This is a genomic window from Sorangium aterium (assembly GCF_028368935.1).
GTDB lineage: Bacteria > Myxococcota_A > Polyangia > Polyangiales > Polyangiaceae > Sorangium > Sorangium atrum.
In genome coordinates this window covers 1,179,395-1,206,129 of the sequence record NZ_JAQNDK010000001.1, presented here as the reverse complement: position 1 = coordinate 1,206,129, position 26,735 = coordinate 1,179,395, and the positions used below count along the sequence as shown (strand labels likewise).

Genomic DNA, 26,735 nt, shown 5'->3' with positions numbered 1-26,735 from the left:
GCGGCGCTATGCGATGTCGCGCCGAGCGCGCCGCAGCGATCGCCGTTCGGGTGACGTCGGTTGGTCCGTGGGCCTAGGATGGTCGCCATGAAGCTCTCGCCGCGCCGGCGCCGCCGTGTGCTCGCGTCCTCGTTCGTCGTCACGGTGGCCGGCAGCGCAGCGGCTTGTGGCACGGCCCAGCCGCCGCCCGATCCGCCGGAGCTGATCGCCAACCCGCCGGAGCTGTTCTCCAACCCGCCGCGCCCGGATCGCCCGCAAACGTATTCGTCTGGCGTGGGGGATGCGGAGGCGCCCAGCGACGCCGGGACGACGGAGACGCAGGACGCGGCGGCACCGGAGACGTCGCAGGACGCCGGGACGACGTCGGCGCCGGCCGCGTCGGGTGCGTCCCACGGCGGGGGGGCGGCGGCGGCGCAGGGCGAGGAGGGACCGCTTCCGCACCCCGCGCAGGGAGCGAGGGTGGTCCGGGGCCCGGACGGCACATGCAGGCAGTTTCTCCCGAACACCTGCCCGCGGCTTCCGCCCTCTCGCGACGGAGGCCCTCCCGTGGTCATCATGTGCAACCCGCCGCCGCCCCAGAGGGTCGCGTGCCCGCCGGAAGGCAGCCAGCCCTGAGCGCGGGGCCGCCTTCTGGAGCGGATGATACGACTCCCGTAGATCCCGCCCTCCTCGATCGCGCTCTTGCGCTCCATGGGCTCGATCCGGCGACCTGCCGGCCCATCGGCGGCTTCGAGAGCCGGGTCTGCTCACTTCGGGAACGTGTTCAAGGACGGCCCGCGGGCGGTCGCGGCGCGAGCATCGGGTGCAGCTCGGCGATCCCGAGCCGCGCGCGCCCCGCGAACTCGTAGGCGTCGTCGGTCGCGGCGATGTGCTGCGTCGCCGCGTGGATGTCCCGGAAGCACCGCTGCAGCGGGCTCGCCGCGTAGAGCGCGCCCCCGCCGCCGGCCCGGTAGGCGAAGCTCGCGACCTCCGCGGCGACGTCGGTCGCATACGTCTGGACGAGCCGGATCGCCGCCCAGTCCTCGACCGAGAGCGCCTCTCCAGCGCGCGCCTGGTCCCACATCCGCCCGAGCGCGTCGAACGCATAGGCCCGCGCCGCCGCGAGCTTCGCCTCCGCGCGCCCGAGGTCCATGTGGAAGGCCGCGTGGCTGCCCAGCGCGAGCTGCGGCCAGGCCTTCACGCGGCGCGGGGCGACCGCGGCGATCTCGTCGAGCGCGCGCCGCCCGACGCCGAGCGCGAAGCCGACGTGACCGGCCGCGAGCAGGGCAATCAGCGGCAGCGAATGCAGCGCGCCGCCGCGCCGCTGCGGAGCCGCCGGGAAGGGGCACGTCCGCGCCTCGGGCACGAGCGCGCCCTCGATCCGGTAGTGGTCGCTCCCCGTGCCACGCAGGCCGGCCACGTCCCACGTGTCCTCGATCACCACCTGCTCGCGCGGAATGGCGAGGCTGATCATCTCGGGCGGCCCCGCCGGAGGGGCCCCGCCCTCCGGCGCCGCGATGGCGCAGGTGAACACCCACGACGCGTGCCGCACGCCGCTGCCGAAGGCCCAGCGGCCCTCGAGCACGTACCCCCCAGAGACGCGCCGCGCGAGGCCGGTCGGCACCTGGAGCCCTGCGAACGTCGGGAACGGCCCTGAGAACACCTGACGGGCCCCCTCGTCCGGCAGCGTGCCCCCGGCGAGCGCGGCGAGCAGCACGCTGATCATCAGCGACCACCCCGCCGAGGCGTCCGCGCGCGCCATCGCCTCGAAGACCTGGACCTGCGTCAGCGGGTCGCTCTCGACGCCGCCGAGCGCGCGCGGCGCGGCCATAGCGAGCAGGCCGCTCGACTGCAGGGCGTCGACGACCGCGGGCGCGAGCGTGCGCAGCCGCTCGGAGGCCTCGGCGTGGGCGGCGGCGACGCCGCGGACGCGCTCCACGGCGGCGAGGAGGCGTTCGCGCTCGGGGGATCGACGGGGCTCGGACATACGGGGCTCCTTTCCTGGATCGGGTGCAGCGCGCCGGCCCCACCGGGCCGCCCGCGCGCCTGATGATGACACTGACAACATGGGAAAGTTTCCGCTGCCTACATTTTCTTCGCGACCGCCTGCGGCTCGTGAGCTCGCGGCCCTGCCCCCGCTGCCCTGCGCCCCGCGGCTCGGTGCACGGCGGCTCGGTGGACCGCGGCCTTCGTGGTATCGTGCGGCTGCGCTGTGGCTTCCCCCGCAAGGCGCCGCCGTCCGCGCGCGCGCACCTCACCCGCACCCGCGTCGCGCCCTTCACCCGCGCCAGCGTCGCCCCCCGTCGACCGGCCCTACCACCACGGCGACCTGCGGCGCGCCGTGCTGGAGGAGGCGCTCTCGCTCATTGAGGAGCAAGGGAACGCGAGCTTCACGCTGCGCGAGGTCGCGCGGCGCATCGGCGTCTCGCACGCCGCGCCTTACCGCCACTTCGCGGACAAGCGCGCCCTGATGACCGAGCTCGCCGTCCAGGCGAGCGCGGCGCTCGGCGCGCGGATCTCGGCCGCCCTCGAGGGCGCCGGGGGCGACCTCCGGGCGCGTTTCCTGGCGGCCGGCTTCGCCTACGTCGCCTTCGCGCTGGAGCACCCCGCGCCCTTCCACGTGATGTACTCTGGCGAGGTGGACGTGGACGACCCGCGGGTCACGGCGGCCACCGCGCAGAACCTGGGCGTGCTCCTCGGGTTCATCGAGGAGGCGCAGCGCGCCGGCGCGTTCCCGCCCGGCGATCCGCGGGCGCTCGCGGTCCCGATCTGGGCGATGCACCACGGCCTCGCGACCCTCGCGGCGTCGGGGGCCCTGGCCAAGGCCGGGCCGGCGGCGCTCCGGGACCTGGTGGACGACGCCCACGCGCGCCTGCTCGACGGGCTGCTCCTCGCCGCGCCGGGGCCGTCGCGCGTCTGACGTCCGCGACGGATTCCCGTGCCCCTCGGCCCCGGCTACGCTCGCGCCCCTCATGCGTGCCCCCGCCGCGCTCGCTCTGCCTGCCTTCCTCGTCGCCGTCTCGTCCTCGCCGTCCGCCGCCGCCGACCCGTCTCCCGAGCTCACGTACCTGCCCGAGATCGATCTGCCGATCACCGTCGTCGGCGGCGCCTCATGGATCGCGTCCGAGCTCGCGAAGAAGGGCCTCGCCCCCGCGTCGTGCCGCTGGTGCGAGGCCAACGCGCTCGACACGTCGATCCGCGACGAGCTGGTCTGGAGAGACAACCCGAACACCGCTCATGATGTCAGCAACGTGATGGTCCTCGGCGTCGCGCCCGCCGCAGCGCTGGGCCTCACCGCGCTCGCCGCGTGGTACGACGGCCGCTCCGACAACATCGCCGCCGATCTCGTGATCGTCACAGAGGCGATGGTGGTGGCGATGGACCTGAACCAGATCACCAAATACATCGTCGGCCGCCAGCGGCCCTATTCCCATTACGACAACCTGGATGTGCTCCGCGCGGGCGAGGGGGCCTCGGGCCCCGTCCCGAACGACGACGATCTCTCGTTCTTCTCCGGCCACTCGACGGCCGTCTTCTCTCTCGCCGCCGCGAGCGGCACCGTGGCGTCGATGCGCGGCTATCGCGCGGCGCCGTGGGTATGGGCGAACGGAATGGCGCTCGCCGCGCTCTCCGGCTACCTGCGCATCGCCGGCGATCGCCATTATTTCACCGACGTGCTCACGGGCGCCGTGTTCGGCGCCGCCTCCGGCGTGCTGATCCCGGCTCTGTTTCATGCACCCCGCCCGGGCGTTGCCGGTCCTGGCACGCCGCGTTTTCGCGTCTCGCTCGCGCCGGCGGGCGGCGGCGCAGGCGTGGGCGTCGCCGGGGCCTTCTGAGCCGAGTAGGGCGAATTCGGCCATAGACAAGTGGCAGCGCTGCTTTCGGACGGCGTAAGTAAGCAGTGTTGACAAACCGATAGTTCATTTTTACACTATCCCTGTCAGCTAGGAATGCTTGCGCTCGAGCCGTCGTTGCTGGAGCGCGAGCCCACTACGTCGAATACGCCGTGCCGCTCTGGCGGCCATGGCGACGGCGAGCTGCGGTCCCGCAATGGGCACGCGCGCTTTCGCGCGCCCGTCTCGACGGGGGTCCGCCAGCTCGGCCCCATGAAGGAGTCGACGACATGCATGTCGTTCACCATTCGTCACACACCCGGTGGATCGCGGGAGGCCTGGCCGCCCCGCTCCTCGCCCTCCTCGCAGGTTGCAGCGATCAAGCGCTCGGGGCGCCCGTGCCGGCGCCCGGCGTCGAGCTGCCGCCTCGGTCCGCGCCCGGCGTGGGCCGGGAGCTGCCCCAGGCGAACGCCGGTCAGGGCGAGCCCACGCTTCGGCCCGCCGCGACGGCGGCCGCGCTGCTGGAGCGCGACGAGCTGCTCCGGGAGGCCGGGCGGCTCGCGGAGATCAGGGCGGTGTTCGCGCGATCGCCGGAGGCGCCGCTCGCCCTGCTCGACGAGCACCAGGCCGAGTTCCCCGAGGGGCGCCTCGCGGCCGATCGGGAGATCGTCGCGATCGACGCGCTGCTGCGCAGCGGGCGCGCCGACCAGGCGCGCACCCGCGCCGGGGCGTTCCTCTCGCATTTCCCGGCGAGCCCCCACGCGGACCGGGTGCGCCGCCTGACCGGCGCCGCGCCATGAGGCCATCTCGACAGCGCCGCGCGGCGCCCCCGTAGCGCCGGACGGGCATCGATCGGAGGCTCGCCGCCGCAAAGGCTGCCGAGCCTGGGCCCCCCGCGCCCGCGGGGACCTCAGCCCGCGGGCGCCGGCTCGGCCGGCTCGGATTCCGGCGGCGACATCCCGTCGACCACGACGGGATCGCTCTGCTCGACCAGGTGCGGCTTGCCCCACGTGTCGATGAAATGTCCCGAGCGCTTCGCCTTGGTCTCCAGGTAGAAGCGGTTGTGATCGTTCGGCGGTATCACGTGCGGGACGCGCCCGACCACAGAAACTCCGTATTGCGTCAGCTGCTGGACCTTGTTGGGGTTGTTCGTGATGAGCTCGATCGATCTCACGTTCAGGCTGCGCAGCATGTGCGCCGCGACGGCGTAGTCGCGCTCATCGTCCCTGAAGCCGAGCGCCAGGTTCGCCTCGACCGTGTCGAGCCCCTGGTCCTGCAGCGCGTACGCCCGGATCTTGTTGATGAGCCCGATCCCTCGTCCCTCCTGGCGCAGATAGAGCAGGATGCCCCGATCCATGCTCTTGATCTTCTTCAACCCCTCGAGGAGCTGATCGCGGCAGTCGCAGCGCAGCGAGCCCATGACGTCGCCTGTCACGCACTCGGAGTGCAGCCGCGTCGGCACGTTCGAGGCGCCGATGACGTCGCCGTGCACCATCGCGATGTGCTCCTTGGCGTCTCGGTTGTTCCAGAACGCGACGATGCGGAAGTGCCCGGCGCGCGTCGGCAGCTCGGCGACGCCGACCACCCGCACGCAGACGTTCACGTGGCCAACCCCGTCGCAGTCGTGCTCTCGATCGCGGGCGACGAGCTCCAGCAGCGGGTTCATCGAGTCGGTCATGTCCTGCCTCCGCGAGGAGCCGCCTCGCGAGCCGATCCGTCGTGGGTAAAGGCGCGCACTTCTTACCAGAACACGACGACCAGGCAACGCCCCGTCGCCGCGCCAGGCGGCCTTCCGACGGAGGAGGCCTGTCGACACGGCATCACGGCGCGTTCGTCCTGCCGACACCGGCCCTCGCGCGGTGCGAAGCCGTCGCCGACGTCGCGCGCCGGAGCGAAGCGGCGGGCTCAGCTGTTCAGGCGTCTTCGGGCCGCCGTCGGTGGGCCGCGCCGGCCGCGGCCACCTCGGGCAGCGACGCGGACCGCCCCGCGCGCAGCACGCGCAGGATCAGGCGAGGATCCAGGAGCGCCTCCGGCCCGTCGAGCATGTGCAACGCGCGCACGAAGCGCACGTAGACCTCGCGATCGACCTGCGCGGCCCGGTGCAGCATCCCGGTGTACCAGCGCATGATCGGCTGGAGGAACGGCCGCCGGCCCATGGTCTCGGGGTAGGCGAGGTCTTCCCCTGTGGACATCCGCCACGGCAGGTCGACCGCCTTCGCCGCGGCCGCGTGGTAACGGCGGCCGAGGCCCGACATCGCGCCGCGCCCCGCGCGGCGGCGCTGCTCCTTGAGCACGGCGTCGAGCGCCAGCGCCTGGAGGCAGGCCGACGTCATCCCCTGGCCGTAAACGGGGTTGAAGCTGGCGAGCGCGTCGCCAAGCACGGCGAGCCCCTCGGGCATCCGCGCCATGCGCTCGTAGTGCCGCCGGAGGTGCGCCGGGAACTTGGAGACGGCGACGTCCGTCACCGGCTCGGCCCCGAGCAGCGCCCGGTAGAGCGCGTCGTTGGGCAGGCCCCGGGCGAACTCCAGGAAGCCCTCGGGATCGGCGGGCGGGTGATCGCCGAAAAGGCCCGCCAGCACCACGATCCAGCGCCCCCCCTCGATCGGCGCAATGCAGCCGAACCGCCGGCTGTCGGACGGCGAGCCGAGGACGTACAGCGACTTCCACGGGAGCTGCGCCGGATCCCGCGGCCGGTACTGCCGGCTGGCATACCCCACCCGGACCTGGATGGTCGACTCGTCGGGCCGCCGGTAGCCGAGCGCCTCGAGCCACGCCGGCGCGCGCGAGCCGCGCCCGCTGGCGTCCACCACGAGCTCCGCCGGCAGCCGCTCGATCCGGCCGCCCTCGTCGCGTTGCCGGACCACGACGCCCGTGATCCGGGAGCGATCGGGAGACGCCGAGAGCTCCACCACCTCGCGCTGGTCGAGGCGCCGCACCCTGGGCAGCGCGAACGCGCGGCGGCGCACGTGCGCCTCCAGCAGCGGACGGGTCATGCACACGGTCCGCACCCCCGTCTCGAAGCGCGGCTTCCAGGCGCCGTGGTGGTGCCAGGCCAGGCCGAGCCCGAAGTCGTATGCGATGGCTCCGTCCTGGAGCAACTCCCCGGTGAAGCCGGGGAACAGGTCGTTCAGGATGCGCTCTCCCTGGGCGAGCAGCCCGTGGAGCTGGCGAGCCTGGGGCACGCCCTTGCGGGCCTCGCGGAGGTCATCCGGGATGGCGTCGCGCTCGACGACGGCCACCTCGCCGAAATGGTCGGCGAGCACGCGGGCTGCGACCAGGCCCCCGATGCTCCCACCGATCACCACCGCCCTGCGGCCGGCGAACGGGCGACTCGAGCGGATGTCCTCCTGGGTGCAAGGCTTCATGAAGCCGCCAGGATTGCAATCCTCGGGCCGTCCCTGGGGATTGCAAGGCCGGCGCAATGCTCGCTTCGTGATGAGGCGGTCAACGCGCGTTGCGCGCGCTGCGCACATCGCGCGCGACGCGCTGCTGCCCGACTGAGCAGCTGCGCAACTACGCAACTCGCCGCGCTCCGTCGAGGTGAAAGCGACGATCACTCCTGCGCTCTTCGTCGCCATCAAAGCAGGACCTCCGATGCGGCCGGCGCGGAGAGGCCGTATCGACGCGCCGCCCCCCGCTGGCGGGTGGCCGTTCCGCGGCGCGTGTGAGAGAGAGCACCGCTCACGCACCGGTCCTCGCGTCTTCGCGAGAGGCGCTCGACGCGCATCACAATGCCGTGCGCCCGGAGCCGCGCGACGTGGCCCGTCGTCGCCGCGATGGGCGGCGGGCTACTTCTTGCGGCAGCCGCAGTCGGACGTCGGCGCCTGCGGGGCCGCCGGCCGCTGGCACGTGGTCACGAGGGTGCTCAGGACTGCGAGGAGGATCGCAACGCGGAGCCGCATGCCGGCGATCCTCCCCCGCGCGCCGGGCGGCGTCAATCCGGCGCTGTGGGCTCAGCCGAGCGGCATCTCGAGCGACACCTCGTCGAGCCCTACGCCGAGGAAGCGGCGCGGGCGCACCGTGACCGCGATCTGCGCGCCGCCCTCGACGCGGGCGGCCTTCACGGTGAGCTCGACGCTTGCGGGCGGCGCGTTCTCGAACAGCGCCCAGAGGGCGCCCTCGACGACCGGCTGGACCTCCGCCGGGTCGCTCTCCGGGGGCAGCTTCGAGCAGAGCGCGCGCAGGAACTGGACGACGCGCGCGACGAAGAGCTGATCGACGAGCGAGACGCGCTCGAGGCGCTCCTCCGGCTCGGCCGTGGGGCTGTCGTACGTGAGCTTCTCCGGCGGGACGTAGGCCGTCGGCGCGGCGAGGACATACACCGCGTCGCTGTTCGGGGCCGACGCGAGCAGGAGCACGCCGCTCTTCGAGAGCTCGCGCTGGGTGTCCGTCGACACGAACGCCTCGGTCGGGATCGCGACGCCCTCCTCGCCCTCGTAGGCGCCCTTGACCTCGTGCACCGGCAGGTCCCCGAGCGTCCCGCCGCCCTTCGCGCCCGTCACGTGGCAGGGCCACGCGGTCTCGCGGAAGCTCCCCGCGATCAGCGCGCCGACGACGTACGCCGGCGAGATCCAGACGCGGCCGCCCTCATCGCCGGGCTGCTCGGCGATCGCCGCTTCCCGGATCCGGGAGGTCGACCGGTCGTACGGCGTCCGGCCGAGCACGCGGTTCATCGCGATCGCGACCCACCGCGCGCCATGCCGCGCTGCAGCGGAGCGCCACGGCGCGCGGTGCGGCGCCCGGAACAGCGCGGCCTTGTTGTCGAGCCGCTCGACGCCGCCGAGATCGTCGACCCCGAGCAGGCGCGCGTCGCCGTTCACCACGGCGGGGAGCGCGTGCGCCTCGGCGACGCGCGCGATCTCCTCGAGCCGCGCGAGCGACGCGGCGCTGCCGTCGATCGCGACGTCCACGATGGCGGCCGACGCCGGCGGCTCGGAGCTCGCCGTCTGCGCGAGCACCCGCGCGAGCGCGGAGGCCGCCTCGTCGGGCCGCGCGCTCACGACGTCGAACCGGACGCCCTCCGCCCCCTTCGCGCGCTCCACGAGCAGGCTCAGCCCGCGCCACGCCTCCTCGAGGCGCCGCACCTCGGGGTGCTGCAGGATCGCGCCGAGCTGCGCGCCGATCGCGCGCTCGATCTGCGCGATCGCCTCCGCGGGCCGAGCGGGCCCGCCAGCGCGCGGGCGGGCGCTCGCCGCCACGGTCGCGATGAGCTCCGAGAACCGCCCTCCCTCCGCCGGCTTCTCGTCGAGGCTGCCCGGCGTCGCCGGTGGGGGCGCCGCCTCGGCGCCCTCGCCCCCGCCGAGGTCGACCATCGAGAGCAGCGCGTCCACGTCCGAGCCGGGCGCGGGCGCCGGCGCCGCGGGCCGGTCCGCGACGGGCGACGCGGACCGGCCGGGCGACGCGTCCCGGCGCTCCGGGAGGAGGCCCAGGATGTCGCGCACCAGCGGGGAGCCGCCCCAGAGCCGATCGAGCTCGGCGCGCGCCTGGTCGAGCGTGGCCGAGCCGTCGCGCAGCCGATCCAGGACCCGGCGGCCGTCGAGCAGCGAGCGCAGCAGCGGCACCTCGGCGCACAGCGCGTCGGGCCGGAAGCTCTTCAGCCCGGCGGGCGCGAGGTCGACGCGCACCGCCCGGCCCGCCGCGAGCACGCTCGGCACCTCGATCGCGAGCCGTGGCCGGAGCATCGTGAAGAGGTTATCGAAGCGGCCCGCGTCGACGCGGATCGCGCCCGAGGGCGGGCTCGCGCCGGCGTTGTGTGGATCGCGCGGGGTGAGATCGGCGACGACGAGAACGCGCAGCGGGAGCAGCGGCCCCCGTTCCGTGGCGCCCCCGTCCTCGCCGACGTGGAACCTGAACTCGTCGCCCAGAACGCCCTTTTCCGTCATGGCCAGCGCAGCATAGGCGTCACCTCTCGGCGCGAGAAGCGCTAAGCTCCGCGCGCATGAAGACGGAAGGCGGTCCGCCCTTGAACTTGAACCCTGAACCCCACGCCGCCAGCGATCGCAGGCGCCTTCGCGGGGGCGCCCCGATCCAGATCGGGCTCCTCGGCTGCGGGACGGTCGGCGGCGGCGTCCTGCGCCTCCTGGCCGAGAACTCCGGTTACCTGGCGGAGCGCGCGGGCGTCCCCCTCGTCGTGAAGCGCGTGGTCGTGCGCGACCTCGAGAAGGAGCGCGTCGCCGCCCTGGATCGCGACCTGCTCACCACGAACCCCGAGGAGGTGGTCGACGACCCCACGATCGACGTCGTCGTCGAGGTGATGGGCGGCGAGACGCCCGCGCGCGCGCTGATCGAGCGCGCCATCGACCGCGGCAAGGGCGTGGTCACCGCGAACAAGCTGCTGCTCGCCGCCCACGGCCCCGCGCTCCTCGCGCGCGCCTCGGCGCGCCAGGTCGATCTCGCGTTCGAGGGGGCGGTCGGCGGCGGCATCCCGATCATCCGGACGCTCCGGGATGCGTTCGCGAGCGACTGGGTCGAGCGCGTCACCGCGATCCTGAACGGCACCTGTAACTACATCCTCACGCGCATGCGCGACACGGGCGCGTCGTTCGACGCCGCGCTGCGCGAGGCGCAGACGCTCGGCTACGCCGAGGCCGACCCGTCGCTCGACGTCGACGGCCACGACGCGGCGCACAAGCTGATCGTCCTGGCGATGCTCGCCTTCGGGGCGCAGGTCGACAGCGCCGACGTGCACACCTCCGGGATCCGGAGCATCGAGGAGGCCGACCACCGCTACGCCGATCGGTTCGGCTACACCATCAAGCACCTCGCGATCGGCCGCGACCTCGGCGATTCTATCGAGCTGCGCGTGCACCCCACGCTGATCCCGAAGGAGAGCGTGCTCGCCAACGTCTCCGGCGTGCTCAACGCCGTGCTGCTCGAGGGGCGCGCCGTCGGCCCGTCGCTCGTCTACGGCCGCGGCGCCGGCGACCTGCCGACCGCGGTCAGCGTCGTCTCCGACATCCTCGACGTCGCGCGCTCGATCGCGTCGGGCGTCGCGGGCATGCAGGGCCGCGGCATGTCGATCAAGCCCCGCGCGGTCCGCCCGCTCGGCGAGATCGTCTCCCGGTACTACCTGCGCTTCGCGGTCGAGGACCGGCCGGGCGTCATGGGGCGCCTCGCCGGCGCGCTGGGCGACGCGGGCGTCAGCATCGAGCAGATCGTGCAGCAGGGGCCGACGAACTCGAGCTCGGGCGCGGCGCCCGCTCCTCAGCCCGCGGTGGACGTCGTGCTCATCACGCACGACGCGCGGGAAGGGCTCGTGCGGAACGCGCTCGACGCGATCGCGCGCGAGCAGTTCCTCCGCGAGCCGGTGCACCTGTTCCGCATCGAGGAGCCGTGACGTCCCACGGCGACGCGCCGCTCGGCGTGTTCGACTCGGGCCTCGGCGGCCTCACGGTCGTGCGCGCGCTGCGCAGGCGCTGCCCGGCCGAGGACATCGTCTACCTGGGCGACACGGCGCGCGTCCCGTACGGCACGCGGTCGCCGGAGACGGTGGTCCGCTACGCGCTCGGCTGCGCGCGCGTGCTCATCGGCCGCGGCGTCAAGGCGATCGTTGTCGCGTGCAACACGGTGAGCGCCGTCGCGATCGACATGCTCCGGGTCGAGCTGGATCTGCCCGTCCTCGGGGTCATCCTGCCCGGCGCCCGCGCCGCCGTCGCCGCGTCGCGCGGCGCGACGATCGGCGTGCTCGGGACGGCCGGGACCATCGCGTCCGGCGCCTATCCCCGCGCCGTGGCGTCGCTCAGCACCCGCACCGAGGTCGCCGGCCAGGCGGCCCCGCTGCTCGTCTCGCTGGCGGAGGAGGGATGGGTCGAGGGCGAGGTCCCGCGGCTCGTCGCGCGGCGGTACCTGGAGCCGCTCATCGGCGCGGGAGCCCGCTCGATCGTGCTCGGGTGCACGCACTTCCCGCTGCTCCGCGCCGCGATCGAGGCCGAGACGGCATCGCTCGCCGGCGGCCCCCTCCCGATCGTGGACAGCGCGTCGGCGACCGCGGAGGAGGTGGCCTCGTTCCTCGCCGAGCGGGGGCTCGCGACCTCCCGGAGCACGCCGGGCGCTCTCTCGCTCCTCGTCACGGATCTACCGAAGAGCTTCGCCACCGTGGCGGCCAGGTTCCTCGGGGAGCCGGTCGTCGCGGACGGCGCCGCCAGCTCCTCGACCCAGGTTGGCGATGCTGTCCGCTCCCCGACCCAGGTTGGCGGGGACGCCGCTGGCCATTCTTCCAATTTTTCCGCCCAAAGCGTCGACGTGGAGCAGATCGACCTGTAATACGCAGCAAGCTTCGCTCGGGGCTCCGGGCGCAGAGGAGGTTTTCCACACGATGACGCAGCTCAGGTGGCTTTCGGCCGGCGAGTCGCACGGGCCGGAGCTCGTGGCGACCGTCGAGGGTATTCCGGCGGGCATGCCGCTCCTTGCCGAGGACATCGACGAGGATCTGGCGCGGCGGCAGCGCGGCTACGGGCGCGGCGGGCGGATGAAGATCGAGACCGATCGCGTCCGCCTCGTCGCCGGCGTGCGCGGCGGCGAGACGCTCGGCGGCCCCATCGCCATGGTGATCGAGAACCGCGATCACGCGAGCTGGGCCGGGCGGATGGGCCCCGAGCCGTTCCCCGAGCCGCCCGAGGCGCTGACCCGCCCGCGCCCCGGCCACGCGGATCTGGCCGGCGGCCTGAAGTACGCCCGGCGGGACCTGCGCGACGTGCTCGAGCGGGCGAGCGCGCGCGAGACCGCGGCGCGGGTCGCGGTGGGCGGCGTCTGCCGCAAGCTCCTCCGGTCCGTCGGCGTCGAGGTCTTCGCCCACGTCCTGTCGATCGGCCCGGTGTCGTCGCCGACCTCCGCCGCCTCGGGCGGGGGGGAGCTCCCGCTCGCCGAGCTCCGGGAGCGCGCCCGCGCCTCGGATCTCGCGTGCGTCGACGCCGCTGCCGCGCAGGCGATGCGCGACGCCATCCGCGAGGCGGCGCACCGGGGCGACACGCTCGGCGGCGTCTTCGAGGTGATCGCCACGGGCCTGCCGCCCGGGCTCGGGAGCCACGTGCAGTGGGACCGCAAGCTCGACGGCCGGCTCGCGCAGGCGCTGATGAGCATCCAGGCGATCAAGGGCGTCGAGATCGGCATCGGCTTCGAGGCCGCGCGCATCTCGGGCTCCGAGGTGCACGACCCCATCGCCTACGATCAGGGGGCGCACGCCTTCACCCGCCCGTCGAACCGCGCCGGCGGCCTCGAGGGCGGCATCACGAACGGCATGCCGCTCATCTGCCGCGCCGCCATGAAGCCGATCGCGACGCTCAAGCGCGCGCTCCCCTCCGTCGACGTGCGCACCAAGGAGCAGTTCGACGCCGCCTTCGAGCGCAGCGACGTCTGCGCCGTCGCGGCCGCCTCCGTCGTCGGCGAGGCGATGGTCGCGATCACGCTCGCCGCCGCCCTGCTCGAGAAATTCGGCGGCGACAGCCTCACCGAGCTGTCGCGCAACGTCGACAGCTACCTCCAGCAGGTCCGCTCTTACTGAAGGCCATGGAATTCCCTCCCGACGCACCTCCGCTCCTGCTCACCGGCTTCATGGGGGCAGGCAAGTCCACCGTGGGCCGCATCGCCGCCGCGCGCACGAGGCTCCCGTTCCTCGATCTCGACGACGCCATCGTCGAGGAGGCCGGCGAGAGCGTCCCGTCGCTCTTCGCCACGCGCGGCGAGGCTGGCTTCCGCGCGCTGGAGGCGGCGACCCTGCGCCGGCTCCTCGCGGCGCGCGGCCCGCGCATCATCGCCCTCGGCGGCGGCGCCCTCGTCGATCCCGCGCTCCGCGCCGAGGCGCTCGAGCGCGGCTGCGTCGTCGCGCTCACCGCCACCTCGCGCACGATCGCCGCGCGCACGCCGAACGGCAACCGCCCGCTCCTCGACGGCGCGCCGGATCGCGAGGCGCGCATCCGCGAGCTCCTGGCCGCGCGCGCCCCCGTCTATGCCGATGCCCACGCGCGCGTCGTGACCGACGGCGTCTCCCCCGCGGACGTCGCGGCGCGGGTCCTCCGCGCCTACGCGGATCGCCCGCTCTTCGTGCCGCTCGGCGACAAGAGCTACGCGGTGCGCATCGCCTCCGACGGGGCGGCGTCCACGGCGGACGCCATCGCCGCGCTGGCGCCGACGTCCGTCTTCGTCGTCACGGACGAGAACGTGAGCCGCCTCTGGGGCGCGCCGCTGCTCGCCGCGCTCGCGGCGCAGGGGACGCCGGCCGCGGCCGTCACGGTGCTCAAGCCCGGCGAGGAGCACAAGCGGCTCGCGGCCGTCGAGGCGGCGCTGACGGCGATGATCGACGCCGGCGCCGACCGCGGCGCGGTGGTGCTCGCGCACGGCGGGGGCGTGGTGACCGACATCGGCGGCTTCGCTGCGTCCACGCTGCTCCGGGGCGTCCGCTGGGTCGCGGCGCCGACCACGCTCCTCTCGATGGTCGACGCCTCGGTCGGCGGCAAGACCGGGGTCGACCTCGGACCCGCGAAGAACGCCGTCGGAACGTTCCACCAGCCGTCCGCGGTCGTCGCGAGCCCGGCGGCGCTCGCCACCGAGACCGACCGCGCCTACCGGAGCGGGTTCGCGGAGGTGGTGAAGTCGGCCTGCATCGGCGATCCGGAGCTGCTCACGCTGCTCGAGCGCGAGGCCGACCGCCTCCTCGCGCGCGACCTCGGCGTGCTCGCCGAGGTCATCCGCCGCTCGATCGCCGTGAAGGCGGCCATCGTTTCCCGCGACGAGCGCGAGTCGGGCGACCGCGCCCTCCTGAACCTCGGCCACACGCTCGGGCACGCCCTCGAGGCTGAGGGCGGGTTCGTCCGGCTGGCCCACGGCGAGGCGGTGGCGCTCGGCATGGTGGCCATGTTCCGCGTCGGCTGCGCGCTCGGCGTGACCGACCGCGGGGCGGCCGACCGGGCGACCCGCCTGCTCGCGCGGCTCGGCCTGCCCACCCGGATCGAGGACGAGCCGGTCTCCGCCGCGCTGCGCTTCCTGTCGCTCGACAAGAAGCGCCGGGGCTCGTCGGTCCGGACGGTGCTGATGCGGGACATCGGCAGCACGTTCGTGGAGCCGATGCCGCTCGATCGCCTCGCCTCGCTCCTCGAGCGCGCCGCCGCCGGCGCGACCTGATCCCTTCACGCCACCTCCGCCTCCCGCCTCCGGACGCGCGACCTCGTTTGGTCCCGGGCGTTCTCTCCCGAGATGCTTTCGGGGCTGCGTGCGTCGAAGGCCCTCGTCGCTGAGCGCCTCCGGCGCAGACGGCGCTTGCGCTGTCGGTGAATAAATCGATGTGTTTCCAACGTTCTTCGGAAAAAAATCCCGGCACACCGCCCGCATCGTCCGCTCCGCGCTATCTTTCCCGGCGCCGATGGTGACCGCGACGAAGAAGAGAATCCTGGTGGTGGAGGACGAGCAGGACACGGCGGCGATGATCGCCCGGTTCCTCGGCGACGAGTTCGACACCGTGGTCGCGACGAACGGGCTCGATGGGCTCGCGCTGGCCCAGCAGGAGCCGCGTCCCGATCTGGTGATCGTGGACATCATGATGCCGAAGCTCGACGGGGTGAGCATGACGAAGCGGCTCCGCGAGCACGAGCCGACGCGCCGGGTGCCGATCATCTTCCTGACCGCCAAGTCGGATCCGATGGACGTCATCGCCGGCATCCAGGCGGGCGCTCGCCATTACATCACGAAGCCCTTCGTGCTCGACGATCTCAAGAAAAAGGTCCGCAAAGCCGTCTACGGCCGCTGAGCGGGTGACCGCCGCTCTGCCCCGGGGGACTGAAGAGGCCAAGAGAAGGGGAGGAGACAGACTGGCGCTCTCGGCATTTCCGAGGTTTCTCTCCTCGCGCCAGTCGGTTTCTCGCGTGCTGCGTGGTGCGGCTGGGTAGGAATCCCGGCGGTTTTCGCCGCGGTCACGCGCCGTCGCCGTGTGGCGCTCGCCTTGGGGTCTGTGAGGTTTCTTCGGAGATCTCGTATCTCCGTCGGGGCCCGGCGCAGCGGCGGGGCGCTGGCGCGGGGGGCGCGTCAGCTGCCGCCGCGGCTCGGGACGCTGACGGCCTTGAAGGCGCGCTCGAACAGCTCGAGGGAGCGGCTGATGCTCGACTGCACCCGGCGCATCTCCTCGCCAGAGGTGGTCGCGAGCTTGACGATCTCGAGCGCCTCGCGCGGGTGCGCGTCATCGTAGTTCGCGTGCGCCGCGAGCCACGTCAGCGACTTGCTCCCCTCGCCATAGAGCTTCGTGAAGGCCGGCAGCACCACGCGAGACCACTCGCCGGTGATCCCCTCGATCGCGTAGTTCACGGCGCCGACCGCCTCCGCGAGCGAGCCGCGGTAGGAGATCGACCAGAGCCAGTCGAAGAGCGACGCCACCTCCGGGCTCGGGCGGTGGCTCGTGATCTCCGCGGTGCTGATCCCGTGCCCCGCCGCCCAGTCGAGGTACCAGCGCACGTGCAACGCCTCGACCCGGATGTTGCCGATGAGCCAGTCGCGCACCAGGAAGTCGCGCGGTGACTGGCCGTACGTCGTCTTGGCAAGGCTGAGCCCCATGTACTTCGGGAACGCCTCGACCACACAGAAGAACTCCCGGAGGAGCACGCTCCAGGTCTCGTGATCGATCGGCTCCGTCAGCGTTCGCGCGATCGGCGGCGTGTAGACCGCGGCCTTCCACTGGTCGGCCAGGGACTCGAGCATGTCGTCGATCCAGACCGGGTGCGGCGTCGCCTTGAGGCTGTCCTTGACTTCCTTGTGACGCTGCGAGCGAGGTGACAGCATGAAATTACCTGGAGGGTTTCTGGGTCAATCTCCCTCGTGGCTGCCCGCCGGTCTCTACCCCACCGAATCACCTCAAGCTGACCGGCCAGCGGCCGTCAGGAGACAATCCGCGGCGCAGGCACGATGCTGACCCCCGAGCACGAGAGAAGAGAGGGCCAGCACGACGACCTCACGATGAGAGGCTTCGTGTACATGTGTCCCGCCTGCATCCAGTCTGGATCAGGGGGAAGGAGCAAGTCAATAGACAAACGCGGGCGCCGCCGCAACGACAAGAGGGCCGATCTCGCTCAGGTCGCTCACCATACGACCTCGGAGAGGCACTCGGTCGCGCCGCGGAACCGGCACCGCTGGTGGGTTACCTTTGGGGTGGACGCGCCGCACAGGAGGAGCGCCTGCTCCACCCAGCCGCAGACACCTTCTCCGCAGTTCATCGCGGAGGGCCCCTCGTCGTCGCCGGTCGGGCCTGTGATGGTCAGCACCCATTCCCGCGGCTTCACCATGCGCGGGAAGACCTTCCCGGAGTCGAAGTAGCGCGACCAGAACATTCCAGTCCGGGCGACGATCGTGTCCGGCATCGCGATCGAGAGCGCGAACTTCAACACCGTATTGAGGTCGCGATCCGCGACGTAGCGGGCAAACCGCTTGATCTCGGCGGCCTGGTCGCTCGCAGTCCGCACGTGCGTTCGCAGGGCCCGGTTCCAGACGCCGATCGGATACCAGCTGCTCACCAGCAGCGGCTGATAGAGTACGTCCCGGTCTGACTTGGGCAGCGACGTCACCAGGCGCTCCCACGCACCGGCGTCGCGGTTCGTCGTGACGAACGACCGGAGGTTGACCAGCAACGTTCCTTTGCATCTGCCGGCGGGGATCGAGGTCTTGGTCTTCGTCTCGTGCGTCTTCATCGCGGCGAACCTGCGGCGGGAAGGCCCTGGCGAAGCTGAGCCCGATCGCGGGCGTGGCGCACGTGCCCCCGGGCGGGAAACCCTGCCCAGGAGCACATCGTCGGGGCAACTTCAGGAGTCGTGGTTGTACCTCGCAGGGGAGCGTGAGTCGGGCTCGATGGCAAGAGATGATTACGTGGGAGCAGCCGTACGACACGAGCCGACGTGGCCCTGGGCAAGATCACGCCGGTTGTCCAGCTCTCCTTTCGACCCGAGACGCCAGACCCCAGGCGACCGCCGCAGGCGTCAACACACGCAATGGTGTAATGCGCATTACGTGATTTCGTGCCGCGCTCGTCGTCGTCGTGGCGTCGTGGCCGTCGACGGGCGCTCGTGGCGGTGACGGGGGCTCGCAGCGGCGACGGGCGCTCGCGGCGGGGGCTGCGCGTCGCCTGCGGAGGTGCTGCGCCTGGCAGTTGCCGTCCTCCGCGAACCTCGGTACCCCTACGCCCATGAGCGAACCCACCACGGGCCGGCCCGCCGCCGGCCACGCGGAGCCCGAGCTGCCGCACATCGACGTCGCCGAGCGGGGGGCGCCGCGCGACGGCCGGCCGCAGGTCATCGACCGCCGGCTGTTCATGCAGCTGCTCGTGTTCCGTTGCCGCGACGACGCCGATCCGGCGGAGCTTACCCGCGCAGCCGGCCAGGCGCTCTCGTCCCAGCGCGTCGGCGCGGTCGTCTACGAGGACATCAACGATCCGCGCGGGATCGCTGTGCTCACATGGGCGGAGGACCCCGCCTTCTTCGTCCAGACCGTCCGCCCGGCGCTCAACCGCAACGAGCTCCGGGCCCTGGAGCTTCGCCCCGATTTCACGATGCTGGGGCGCACGTACTCGACCGGCTACGAGCAGGACCTCGACTTCTGGCTGCTCCGGCGCCCGGCGGAGACCGTCTCGAACCCCGCCTGGCCGTGGGCCGTGTGGTATCCGCTCCGCCGCAGCGGCGCGTTCTCCAAGCTCGAGGGGCGCGAGCAAGGGAGCATCCTGCGCGAGCACGGCACCATCGGCAGGGCCTATGGCGCCCAGGACCTCGCCCACGACATCCGCCTCGCGTGCCACGGCCTCGACGCCCGCGACAACGAGTTCGTGATCGGGCTCGTGGGCAAGGAGCTCCACCCGCTCTCCCACATCGTGCAGACGATGCGGAAGACCCGCCAGACCTCGGAGTTCATCAGCCAGATGGGCCCGTTCTTCGTCGGCCGCGCCGCCTTCCGCAGCCCGGGCGGCTGACGGGGCCGTTCCTCTCAGCCGATGCCGGCGAGGCCCGAGAACGCCCGGGCCAGGGCGTCGAGCCGCGCCGTCGCGCGGGCCTCGGCGTCGCCCAGCGGCTCGTCCGCGGCGACCTCCTCGCGCACGTCGAAGTAGAACTTGATCTTCGGCTCCGTGCCGCTCGGGCGGGCGATGAGCCGGCTCCCGCCGTCGAGCTCGTACACGAGCACGTTGCTCGGAGGCAGCACGAGCGGCTCGACAAGGCCGTCGCTCGTGGTGCGCGTGCGCGCCTCGAAATCGCGCCACGCCACCACGGGGACGCCGCCGATCGCGGCCGGCGGGCTCTTCCTCAGCGCGGCCATGATCGCGGCGATCTTCTCGAGGCCGTCGACGCCGCGCAGGGTGTACGAGCGCTGCCCGCTCATGTAGAGGCCGTACTTGCGGGTGATCGCCTGGAGCTCGTCGAGCAGCGTCCTGCCCTCGGCCTTGCGCACCGCCGCGAGCTCGGCGACCAGCGCCGCGGCGCTGATGCCATCCTTGTCGCGCACGACCGGGCCGACGGTGTAGCCGAGCGCCTCCTCGAAGCCGAACACGAAGCGGGCGCCGGTCGAGCGCTCGATGTCCATCGCCCGGTTGGCGATCCACTTGAACCCGGTCAGCGTCTCCTCGTAATGAACCCCGAGCGCCGCGGCGATCACGCCGAGCATCGGGGTCGAGACGCAGGAGGCCAGCACGAGCCGGCGCCCGTCCTCGCCCTGCGCCCGCCCCTCGGTGAGCAGGTAATGGCCGAGGAGCACGCCGACCTGGTTGCCCGTGAGCTGCTCGTACTCGCCGTCTGGGCGCCTCACCGCCACGGCGAGCCGGTCGACGTCGGGATCGTTGGCGAGGACGAGGTCGGCGCCCTCCTGCTTCGCGAGGGCGAACGCCAGGTCCATGGCGCCCTTCTCCTCGGGGTTCGGGAACGCGACCGTGGGGAACGCGCCGTCCGGCTCGGCCTGCTCGGGCACGCTCGCCACGCGCGTGAAGCCGGCCTCGCCGAGCGCCCGGTGGACGAGGCGGTCGCCGACGCCGTGAAGCGGCGTGTAGACGATGCAGAGGTCGCGATCCCCGTCGCTCCGCACCGCGAGGCCGCCGATCGCGCCGAGGTAGTCCCGTTCCAGCGCCTCGGGGAAGTCGCGCACGAGCCCGAGCCTCCTCGCCTCGTCGAGGGGCATCCGGGGGACCTGATCCGCCGGCGGTGAGGCGTCGATCGCCGTGGCGATGCTTGTGTCGTGAGGTGGGATGATCTGCGCGCCGTTGTCCCAGTACACCTTGAAGCCGTTGTACTCGGGCGGGTTGTGGCTCGCCGTCACCATCACGCCCGCGGCCGCGCCGAGGTGGCCGACAGCGAACGCGGCGATCGGCGTGGGGCAGGGGACGGGCGAGAGGTGGCTCGGGATGCCCGCGGCGGCGAGGGCGCAGGCGGTGTCCTCCGCGAACTCGCGGCTCATCCGGCGGCCGTCGTAGCCGATGACGACGCCGGCGCTCCGCGCCTTGTCGCCGATCGCTTCGAGGAGGTGACGGGCGAGGCCCGCGGTCGTGCGGAGGATGACGGCGCGGTTCATCCGGCTCTCGCCGGCCCCGAGCACGCCGCGGATGCCCGCGGTGCCGAACTCCAGAGGACCGGCGAAGCGCTCGGCGAGCTCGGCGCGGACGCCGTCCTCGCCCGCCCTGGCCGCGTCGATGAGCCGGCGCAGCTCGCTCTGGGTCTCCGGATCGGGGTCGTGGGCAAGCCAGCGTTCGGCGGGCTCTAGGACGAAGTCGTGGCTCACCCCTGGTATTTAGTTCATGCGGGCCGTGGTTTGCACCACGACCACGCGCGATTCAGCGCGGCGGCGGCGCGGGCGGCGAACGACGCGCGGTGGCCCGCCCGGACCGGCGCCGACGTAGCCGGCGGCTCCCGGCCAGCTCGGACCGCTCAGCCCGCTCAGCCTGCTCGGCCGGGCGTCATCCGGGCTTCTTGCCGGCGGCGAGCGCCTCGGCGAAGCGCGTGTCGTACTGCCCGCCGCGGAAATCGCCGTCCTGCAGGATCTGCCGGAGGAACGCGAGGTTGGTCGCGGCGGGCCCGGCCGGACCGGTGAGCTCGATCGTCGTCTCGGCGAGCGCCCGGTCGAGGCGGGCGATCGCCTCGTCGCGGGTCGGGCCGTGAGCGACGATCTTGGCGAGCAGCGGGTCGTAGAACGGCGTCACCTCGATCCCCTCGGCGACGCCGGTCTCGATCCGCAGGTCGTCGCCCGCGTCCGGCCAGCGGAGCGCCGTGACGCGGCCGGGCTGGGGGGCGAACTTCTTCGCCGGATCCTCCGCGTAGAGGCGCGCCTCGATGGCGTGGCCGCGGTAGGTGTGGCCGAGGACCTCCGGCGCGAGCGGCTCGCCCGACGCGATGCGGATCTGGTGCTCGACAAGGTCGAGCCCGGTGCACATCTCCGTGACGCAGTGCTCGACCTGGAGCCGCGCGTTGACCTCCAGGAAGAAGAGCTCGCCGCTCTCCGCCGCGACGAACTCGACGGTGCCAGCGCCGACGTAGCCGGCGGCGGTCACGACCCGGAGGGCGCTCTCGTGGAGCTCTTTCCGGCGGGCCTCGCCCGCTGCTCCCTGGAAGAACGCGGCCGGTGACGGGGTCTCCTCGACGATCTTCTGGTGCCGGCGCTGCGCGCTGCACTCGCGCTCGCCGAGCGCGACGGCGCCGCCCCGGCCGTCGCAGAGCACCTGCACCTCGATGTGGCGCGGGCGCTCGATGTACCGCTCCATGTACACGCGCGGGTCCCCGAACGCCGCGCGGCCGCGGTCGGAGCACGCGGTGAGGGCGCGCGACAGCTTGCCCGGATCGGTGACGATCTGCATGCCGATGCCGCCGCCGCCGCCCGCGGCCTTGACGAGCAGCGGGAAGCCGATGCTCTCGGCGGCGCGCTGGGCGGCCTCGACGTCGGCGGGGTCGACCGGTCCGCCCGTGCCCGGCGGCGGGAACACGCCGGCCCCGCGCGCGTGATCCCGCGCGAGGATCTTGTCGCCGAAGGCATGGAGCACCGCGGGCGGCGGCCCGATGAACGTGACGCCGGCCTCGACGACGGCCTCGGCGAACGCCTGGTTCTCGCTGAGCAGCCCGTACCCGGGATGGATGCCGTCGGCGCCCGTCGCGCGGGCCGCCTCGACGATCGCATGGATGACCAGGTAGCTGTCCCGGACCGGCGGCGGCCCGATGCGCACCGCCTCGTCGGCCATCGCGACGTGCGGCGCGCTCGCGTCCGCGTCGGAATAGACGGCGACCGTCGCGATCCCGAGCCGTTTGCAGGTCCGGAGGACGCGGCAGGCGATCTCTCCACGGTTGGCGACGAGGATCTTCTTCAACACGGCCGACAGCTACGCCCCCGCGCGGCGGCGCGTCAAGACGCCCGCTGCAGGCGGCGCTCGCTCGCGCGCTCCCGGGAGGCTGCGCGCGCGATCAGCCGAGCGCCCGCCGCACCTTCGGCTTGGCCCCGAGCAGCACGAGCTGCCCGCAAGCCGCCGAGACGTCATCGCCGCGCCGGCGGCGAACGAAGCAGGAGTATCCCGCCTGGGTGAGCACCTCCTGGAAGGCCGCCACGCGCTCCTGGGCCGGCGGACCCAGCGAGGAGGCCTCGATCGGGTTCATCGGGATGAGGTTGATCTTCACCGGGAGCCCGCGCAGCAGCTTCGCCAGCCGCCGCGCCTCGGCGGGATCGTCGTTCTGCCCGGCGACGAGCGTGTATTCGATGGTGATGCGCCGGCGCCGCGGCAGCGGGTAAGCGCGCAGCGCCGCGAGCAGCTCGTCGAGCGGGTGCTTGCGGTTGATGGGCATCAGCGCCGAGCGGGTCTCGTCGTCCGCGGCGTGCAGCGATATCGCGAGCGCGATCTGCCCGCCAAAATCCGCTCCGAGCCGCGCGATCTCGGGCACGAGGCCCGACGTGGACACCGTGACCCGCCGCGTCGAGAGGTTGATTCCTTCCGGGTGCGTCAGCAGGCGCAGCGAGCGAGCGGTCGCCTCGTAGTTGTGGAGCGGCTCGCCCATGCCCATGTACACGACGTTGCGGAGCTCCTCGCCCTCGTCGAGCATCGCCCGCCCGAGGAGCACCTGGCCCGCGATCTCCTCGGCCCCGAGGTGGCGCTTGAGCCCCGCCACGCCGCTCGCGCAGAAGCTGCACCCCATGGCGCAGCCGACCTGCGTCGAGATGCACTGGGTGACGCGGACGCGCGGCGCGGCGTCCGCCTCGGCGGCCGCATCGTCGTCCTCGTCGTCGGCAGCCGCCGCGTCGGCGTCGAGCTGCGCCTGCGAGCCGGGGCCCGACACCGACGGGAGCAGGACCGTCTCGATGGTCGCGCCGTCGCGGAGGCGCAGGAGCAGCTTGCGCGTGCCGTCCTCGGAGCGATGAACCCGCTCGGGCGTCAGCACCTCGCCCAGCCCCTCCGCGGCGAGGTGCTCGCGCAGCCGCGCCGGGAGGTTCGTCATCGCGGCCGGATCGAGGACGCCGCGGCGATGGATCCAGTGGAATACCTGCTTCGCCGCGAACGACCGCTCTCCGCGGGCAGCCAGCGAGGCCGACCACTCTTCAGGCAGCCGGGCGACGGGGTGAAGCGGTGTGGAGCGCACCTGCCTGGCCTACTGCGCGCCGCCCCCAGCGGCAAGGGGAGCAGGCGGGCGGCCAGGCCAGAGCGTCAGCCGCTCTGGCTGTCGACCTGCGCGGCGGTGAGCTGCCCGTCGCGCTCGCGGCGCGCGCGCGTCCGGCTGGCGGCCTCGAGCACCTCGCGGGTGTAGCGCTCGAACGCCTCGGCCCGGTGCATCGCTGTGTGCTCGGCGAAGACGCGCTGCCTCGCCCGCTGGCCCACCGTCAGGCGTTTGTCCTCCTTCATCTCCCTCAGCTTCCGGAGCACGTCCTCCGGCGAGCGCACGAGCAGGATCTCCTCGCCGGGCTGGAAGAACGTCTCGATACCCGGCCAGGTGTCGCTCAGGACAGGGGTCCCGCACGCGGCCGCCTCGAACAGGCGCGCGCTTGGCGACCACCCGGACTCCACCATCGCACGGCGGGTCAGGTTCAGCGTGAAGCGCTGGGAGTTGTAGAAGATGCGGTGCTCGTCCGGCGGGAGGTGCTCCGTCCGGGAGACGTTCTCCGGCCACGCGAGCGACGTCGGGTACTGCGCGCCCGCCACCCCGAAGCGCCCGCGGCGCATGCGCCGCGCCGGCTCGAGGAGGAGCCGCTCGACGGCCGCCTGCCGGTCGTCGCTGTAGGTCCCGAGGTAGCCGAGATCCCAGCGCATCGGCGCCGGCTGGGGATGGTACACGTCCGTGTCCGCCGAGCAGTAGAGCGCCCGCGCGCGCACCGCGCCGTGGCTGCGCTCCAGCCGCTCCAGCGTCGGGCCCCCCGTCGCCGACAGATAGAGATCATACCGCGGGATCAGCGCCGGCGTCAGGTACGCGTGATCCCCGTGCGCCAGCCGGCCGAGCGTGACGGGCGTGTCCAGATCGTAGAAAGCGGCCTTTCCGCGGGCCTCTTCGGTGATCCACGCCCCGACCGTCGCCCCTTCCGGTACGAAGGAGCCGACGATCACGAGATCGGCTTCGCGCACGGCGCGTGAGAATCTATCGCGGAGCTCGGTAATGCTCGAGTACTGCTCGGTCGTGCCGTAAGGCGGGTTGGGCAGGTCGCGGTGCTGATCGTAGATGGGGAGGTTCCGCTCCAGAAAGAGCACCCGGTGGCCGCGCGACGCGAGCGCACGGAGGAGCGCTCTGTACGTCGTGGCGTGGCCGTTGCCCCACGAAGACGTGATGGAGAGCCCCAGGAAGACATAGCGGTAGGTAGTTGTCGTCATAGCGTGGTCGCGGCAAGGGTTGAGAGATCCCAGACGGCGTGCCGGCCCGGAATGAGCCGGCCCCGAGGTACACCGCGGCGGCCCCGGAGAGGCGAAAGACGCCTCGCGGACACACGCGCAACATGCGCAACATGTGCAACGTGCGCAGGACGAGCGGCACGCCGATCCAGTTGCCCTGGCGCCGCGCGAGAGGGCGCGGCGACGAGCGCACCCGGGATTAACATGCGTGCTCACCCTCTGCAATGCTGTGAGATGCAGTTTCTCGATCGAAGGTGCGTATTCCTCGTCAGACGCCAGGCGGTAAGGTCCGCCCTTTTCTCGTGACGACGAAGCGCGCGGAATCGCCGCTTGCTCCGGGATAACGCGGCTCGTTCGGGTAAAGCACCCGACGGCAACCGTCCTCGCATCGCAGAGGAACCGGCCTGTGCGGTAAACGCTGTTGGGAAGCGATGATGATGAGAAAAAGAGGGACGTTGTCGCAATGGTCGGTGACGGCTGCTGGTCGAACGGAGCGTCGACGGGGGAGCCCTGCTCCGGAACGCCGGGGCAGCGCTGGCGAAGCGCCGCCCAGGCCGGCGCGCGCTGTCGGACGCGTACGCCGCGGTGAGCGGGCGCGGCTCTCGGCCGGGGATTCCGCCGTCCAGCTGAGCTCGCCGACGAACCGGCGGCCTCGGCCGGGCAGGGGCGCCTGGCGTCGCGGAGAAATCGGGCAGGGGAGCAGGAAGGCAGGAAGCGCGCGGCGCTGTCCGGGTGCCTTCCCGTCGATGCGGGGTGCTGCGGTGGAATCGGCAGGCCGGGTGTCCAGCCTTCAGCGGTGGTGCGGCCGCGCGAGGGCCGTCGAGACGTTCAGGTGGCGGGGCTCAGCGCCTGCCAGCCCTGGATCACCTCGGCGATGTTCGCGAAGCGGCGGTCCGGGCTGTGCGCCAGGCCCCTGTTCACGAACACCTCGATCTCCCGGTCGACCGGCGGAGGCATCAGGCTGCCCAGGCGGCGCGGCGGCGTCCGCGTCTTGAGATCGGCGAGCATCATCAGATTGCGCGCGGCGTAGGGGAGCTCGCCGGTGAGCGCGTGAAAGATCACCGTCATGGCCGCATAGAGATCGGCCCGGTGATCCACCGTCTTCCCCTTCGTGAGCTGCTCGGGCGGCGCGAACCTGAAATCGCCGAGACACCGGCTCGGTAACGTCGGCTCCGCGTCGGAGAGCCCGGGAGGGAGCTTGCACGAGCCGAGATCCAGGAGCGTCAGCCGCTCGCCGTCAGGACCCTGGTCGAGGAGCACGTTCGTGGAGCTGATGTCGCGGTGGATGATGCCAATCTCGTGCAGCTCGGCGATCGCCGACCAGAGCTGCTCGCCCAGCCGGTGAACGGCGCTGAACGGGAGAGGCCCCTGCCGGGCGATGCGCTCGCTGAGCGGCTCCCCCTCGCGCAGCTCGAACACGAGGAGAGGACCGTGCACCAGGTCCTTGCCGCCGTCGAGCGAGGGCAGTGTGTGTGGGCCCCGCAGCCGCTCGCACGCCGCCGCCTCGCGCCGGAAGCGCGCCTCGGCCTCCTGCTGGGGCATGCGCTCTGGCGTGTTGAGCACGCCTCCCGGCTCCTGGCGCACCGGGGGCTCACCGAGCACCTTGACCGCGACGCGCCGGCCGGTGCTCGCGTCCTCGGCGCTGAACACCTCACCGAGGCCTTCGCGGCGGAGATGACGTACCACGCGGTAGCGCTGGAGCAGAACGGTTCCGGGCACGATTGACAAGAGCGGCCTCCTTCGCTTGACAAAGGGGGTCCAGCGCGTTCCGGTCGCCTCCCCCCTCTCCCCAGACAAGCTCATTTATCACGCAGACGCGACAGAGGAAGCGCCGCGCGCAGCGTCACACGACGAACGGCTCCCACGCCTCGTTTTTGGGACCCGGGGAGCGCCGCTTCACATCGGCCGCCCGCCGCACCCGAGGTCGCCTGGACGAAAAAGCCGCGGGGCACGGGAAATCGTGCGTGGGCCACGCGTGGGCGACGCGTGGGCCACGCGCGGCCCGCGGGACAGCGGGGCGAACGCGGTCCCGGGGGAGCCGGAGCGCGGGCCGCCGGCCGAGGCGCGTCGCGGCGGCGGGAGCGGCCAGCGACCGATCCACTGGCCCACCCAGCGCCGCACCGGTCTCAGCGGGTGGG

Annotated in this window: 21 protein-coding genes; 10 read left to right on the top strand and 11 right to left on the bottom strand. The window is 72.7% G+C overall.

All coding sequences use genetic code 11. The features are described 5' to 3' along the window. Positions 1–87: 87 nt before the first annotated feature. Complete coding sequence (locus POL72_RS04415) at positions 88–615, top strand: hypothetical protein (protein ID WP_272093745.1); 528 nt, start codon at positions 88–90, stop codon at positions 613–615. 148 nt (positions 616–763) lie between these two features. Here POL72_RS04415 and POL72_RS04410 read toward each other — a convergent pair whose 3' ends face one another. Beyond that, the gene (locus tag POL72_RS04410; RefSeq protein WP_272093744.1) at positions 764–1,966 is read right to left on the bottom strand and encodes an acyl-CoA dehydrogenase family protein; all 1,203 of its coding nucleotides are present in this window, start codon (positions 1,964–1,966) and stop codon (positions 764–766) included. Positions 1,967–2,320: 354 nt separating this feature from the next. Between POL72_RS04410 and POL72_RS04405 the strand changes: the two genes are divergently transcribed. The 3 genes from POL72_RS04405 (at position 2,321) to POL72_RS04395 (ending at position 4,612) form a co-directional block, all read left to right on the top strand. Then, positions 2,321–2,899, top strand: coding sequence for a TetR/AcrR family transcriptional regulator (locus POL72_RS04405; protein ID WP_272093743.1), 579 nt, complete (start codon positions 2,321–2,323; stop codon positions 2,897–2,899). A 52-nt stretch (positions 2,900–2,951) separates the two neighbouring features. Further along, positions 2,952–3,815 carry a phosphatase PAP2 family protein gene (locus POL72_RS04400; protein ID WP_272093742.1) on the top strand — a complete coding sequence of 288 codons (864 nt, stop codon included), beginning with the start codon at positions 2,952–2,954 and terminating at the stop codon, positions 3,813–3,815. A 287-nt stretch (positions 3,816–4,102) separates the two neighbouring features. After that, on the top strand, positions 4,103–4,612 hold the full coding sequence (locus tag POL72_RS04395; protein ID WP_272093741.1) for a hypothetical protein: 510 nt from the start codon (positions 4,103–4,105) through the stop codon (positions 4,610–4,612). A gap of 110 nt (positions 4,613–4,722) precedes the next feature. On the opposite strand, the gene ribA is transcribed toward POL72_RS04395, so the two are convergent. From ribA to POL72_RS04380, 3 genes are all read right to left on the bottom strand, one after another. After that, a complete protein-coding gene (ribA, locus tag POL72_RS04390; protein ID WP_272093740.1) occupies positions 4,723–5,490 on the bottom strand; it encodes a GTP cyclohydrolase II in 768 nt (255 codons plus the stop codon). A 235-nt stretch (positions 5,491–5,725) separates the two neighbouring features. Next, on the bottom strand, positions 5,726–7,177 hold the full coding sequence (locus POL72_RS04385; protein WP_272093739.1) for an NAD(P)/FAD-dependent oxidoreductase: 1,452 nt from the start codon (positions 7,175–7,177) through the stop codon (positions 5,726–5,728). A gap of 588 nt (positions 7,178–7,765) precedes the next feature. Continuing rightward, positions 7,766–9,694 (bottom strand): type VI secretion system contractile sheath domain-containing protein, encoded by a 1,929-nt coding sequence (locus POL72_RS04380; protein WP_272093738.1) that lies wholly within the window; start codon positions 9,692–9,694, stop codon positions 7,766–7,768. Positions 9,695–9,750: 56 nt separating this feature from the next. Here POL72_RS04380 and POL72_RS04375 point away from each other — a divergent pair, with 56 nt between their 5' ends. The 5 genes from POL72_RS04375 (at position 9,751) to POL72_RS04355 (ending at position 15,549) form a co-directional block, all read left to right on the top strand. Further along, complete coding sequence (locus POL72_RS04375) at positions 9,751–11,148, top strand: homoserine dehydrogenase (RefSeq protein ID WP_272093737.1); 1,398 nt, start codon at positions 9,751–9,753, stop codon at positions 11,146–11,148. Then, positions 11,145–12,074 carry a glutamate racemase gene (gene murI, locus POL72_RS04370; protein ID WP_272093736.1) on the top strand — a complete coding sequence of 310 codons (930 nt, stop codon included), beginning with the start codon at positions 11,145–11,147 and terminating at the stop codon, positions 12,072–12,074. The genes POL72_RS04375 and murI overlap by 4 nt, the downstream gene beginning before the upstream one ends. A gap of 52 nt (positions 12,075–12,126) precedes the next feature. After that, positions 12,127–13,311 (top strand): chorismate synthase, encoded by a 1,185-nt coding sequence (aroC, locus tag POL72_RS04365; protein WP_272093735.1) that lies wholly within the window; start codon positions 12,127–12,129, stop codon positions 13,309–13,311. A gap of 5 nt (positions 13,312–13,316) precedes the next feature. Continuing rightward, a complete protein-coding gene (gene aroB, locus POL72_RS04360; RefSeq protein ID WP_272093734.1) occupies positions 13,317–14,927 on the top strand; it encodes a 3-dehydroquinate synthase in 1,611 nt (536 codons plus the stop codon). A gap of 238 nt (positions 14,928–15,165) precedes the next feature. Continuing rightward, a complete protein-coding gene (locus tag POL72_RS04355) occupies positions 15,166–15,549 on the top strand; it encodes a response regulator transcription factor (RefSeq protein ID WP_272093733.1) in 384 nt (127 codons plus the stop codon). A 275-nt stretch (positions 15,550–15,824) separates the two neighbouring features. Here the strand turns inward: POL72_RS04355 and POL72_RS04350 are convergent, their stop codons facing one another. Beyond that, positions 15,825–16,571: an iron-containing redox enzyme family protein gene (locus tag POL72_RS04350; RefSeq protein WP_272093732.1), complete on the bottom strand. Its 747-nt coding sequence runs from the start codon at positions 16,569–16,571 to the stop codon at positions 15,825–15,827. A gap of 296 nt (positions 16,572–16,867) precedes the next feature. After that, positions 16,868–17,473 carry a hypothetical protein gene (locus POL72_RS04345; RefSeq protein ID WP_272093731.1) on the bottom strand — a complete coding sequence of 202 codons (606 nt, stop codon included), beginning with the start codon at positions 17,471–17,473 and terminating at the stop codon, positions 16,868–16,870. Positions 17,474–17,964: 491 nt separating this feature from the next. On the opposite strand from POL72_RS04345, the gene POL72_RS04340 reads away from it, so the two are divergent. Beyond that, positions 17,965–18,741 carry a chlorite dismutase family protein gene (locus tag POL72_RS04340; RefSeq protein WP_272093730.1) on the top strand — a complete coding sequence of 259 codons (777 nt, stop codon included), beginning with the start codon at positions 17,965–17,967 and terminating at the stop codon, positions 18,739–18,741. A gap of 14 nt (positions 18,742–18,755) precedes the next feature. Here the strand turns inward: POL72_RS04340 and POL72_RS04335 are convergent, their stop codons facing one another. The 5 genes from POL72_RS04335 to POL72_RS04315 all read right to left on the bottom strand — a co-directional run bounded on the left by POL72_RS04335 (position 18,756) and on the right by POL72_RS04315 (position 26,316). After that, a complete protein-coding gene (locus POL72_RS04335; protein WP_272093729.1) occupies positions 18,756–20,531 on the bottom strand; it encodes a phospho-sugar mutase in 1,776 nt (591 codons plus the stop codon). 175 nt (positions 20,532–20,706) lie between these two features. Further along, entirely contained in the window at positions 20,707–22,107 is a 1,401-nt protein-coding gene (locus tag POL72_RS04330) for an acetyl-CoA carboxylase biotin carboxylase subunit (protein ID WP_272093728.1), read from the bottom strand. A gap of 91 nt (positions 22,108–22,198) precedes the next feature. Then, positions 22,199–23,362, bottom strand: coding sequence for a dual-specificity RNA methyltransferase RlmN (rlmN, locus tag POL72_RS04325; protein WP_272093727.1), 1,164 nt, complete (start codon positions 23,360–23,362; stop codon positions 22,199–22,201). 65 nt (positions 23,363–23,427) lie between these two features. Next, a complete protein-coding gene (locus POL72_RS04320) occupies positions 23,428–24,579 on the bottom strand; it encodes a CgeB family protein (RefSeq protein ID WP_272093726.1) in 1,152 nt (383 codons plus the stop codon). Between the two features lie 846 nt (positions 24,580–25,425). Then, positions 25,426–26,316, bottom strand: a complete 891-nt coding sequence (locus POL72_RS04315) for a serine/threonine-protein kinase (RefSeq protein ID WP_272095910.1) — start codon at positions 26,314–26,316, stop codon at positions 25,426–25,428. Between the last annotated feature and the right edge of the window lie 419 nt (positions 26,317–26,735).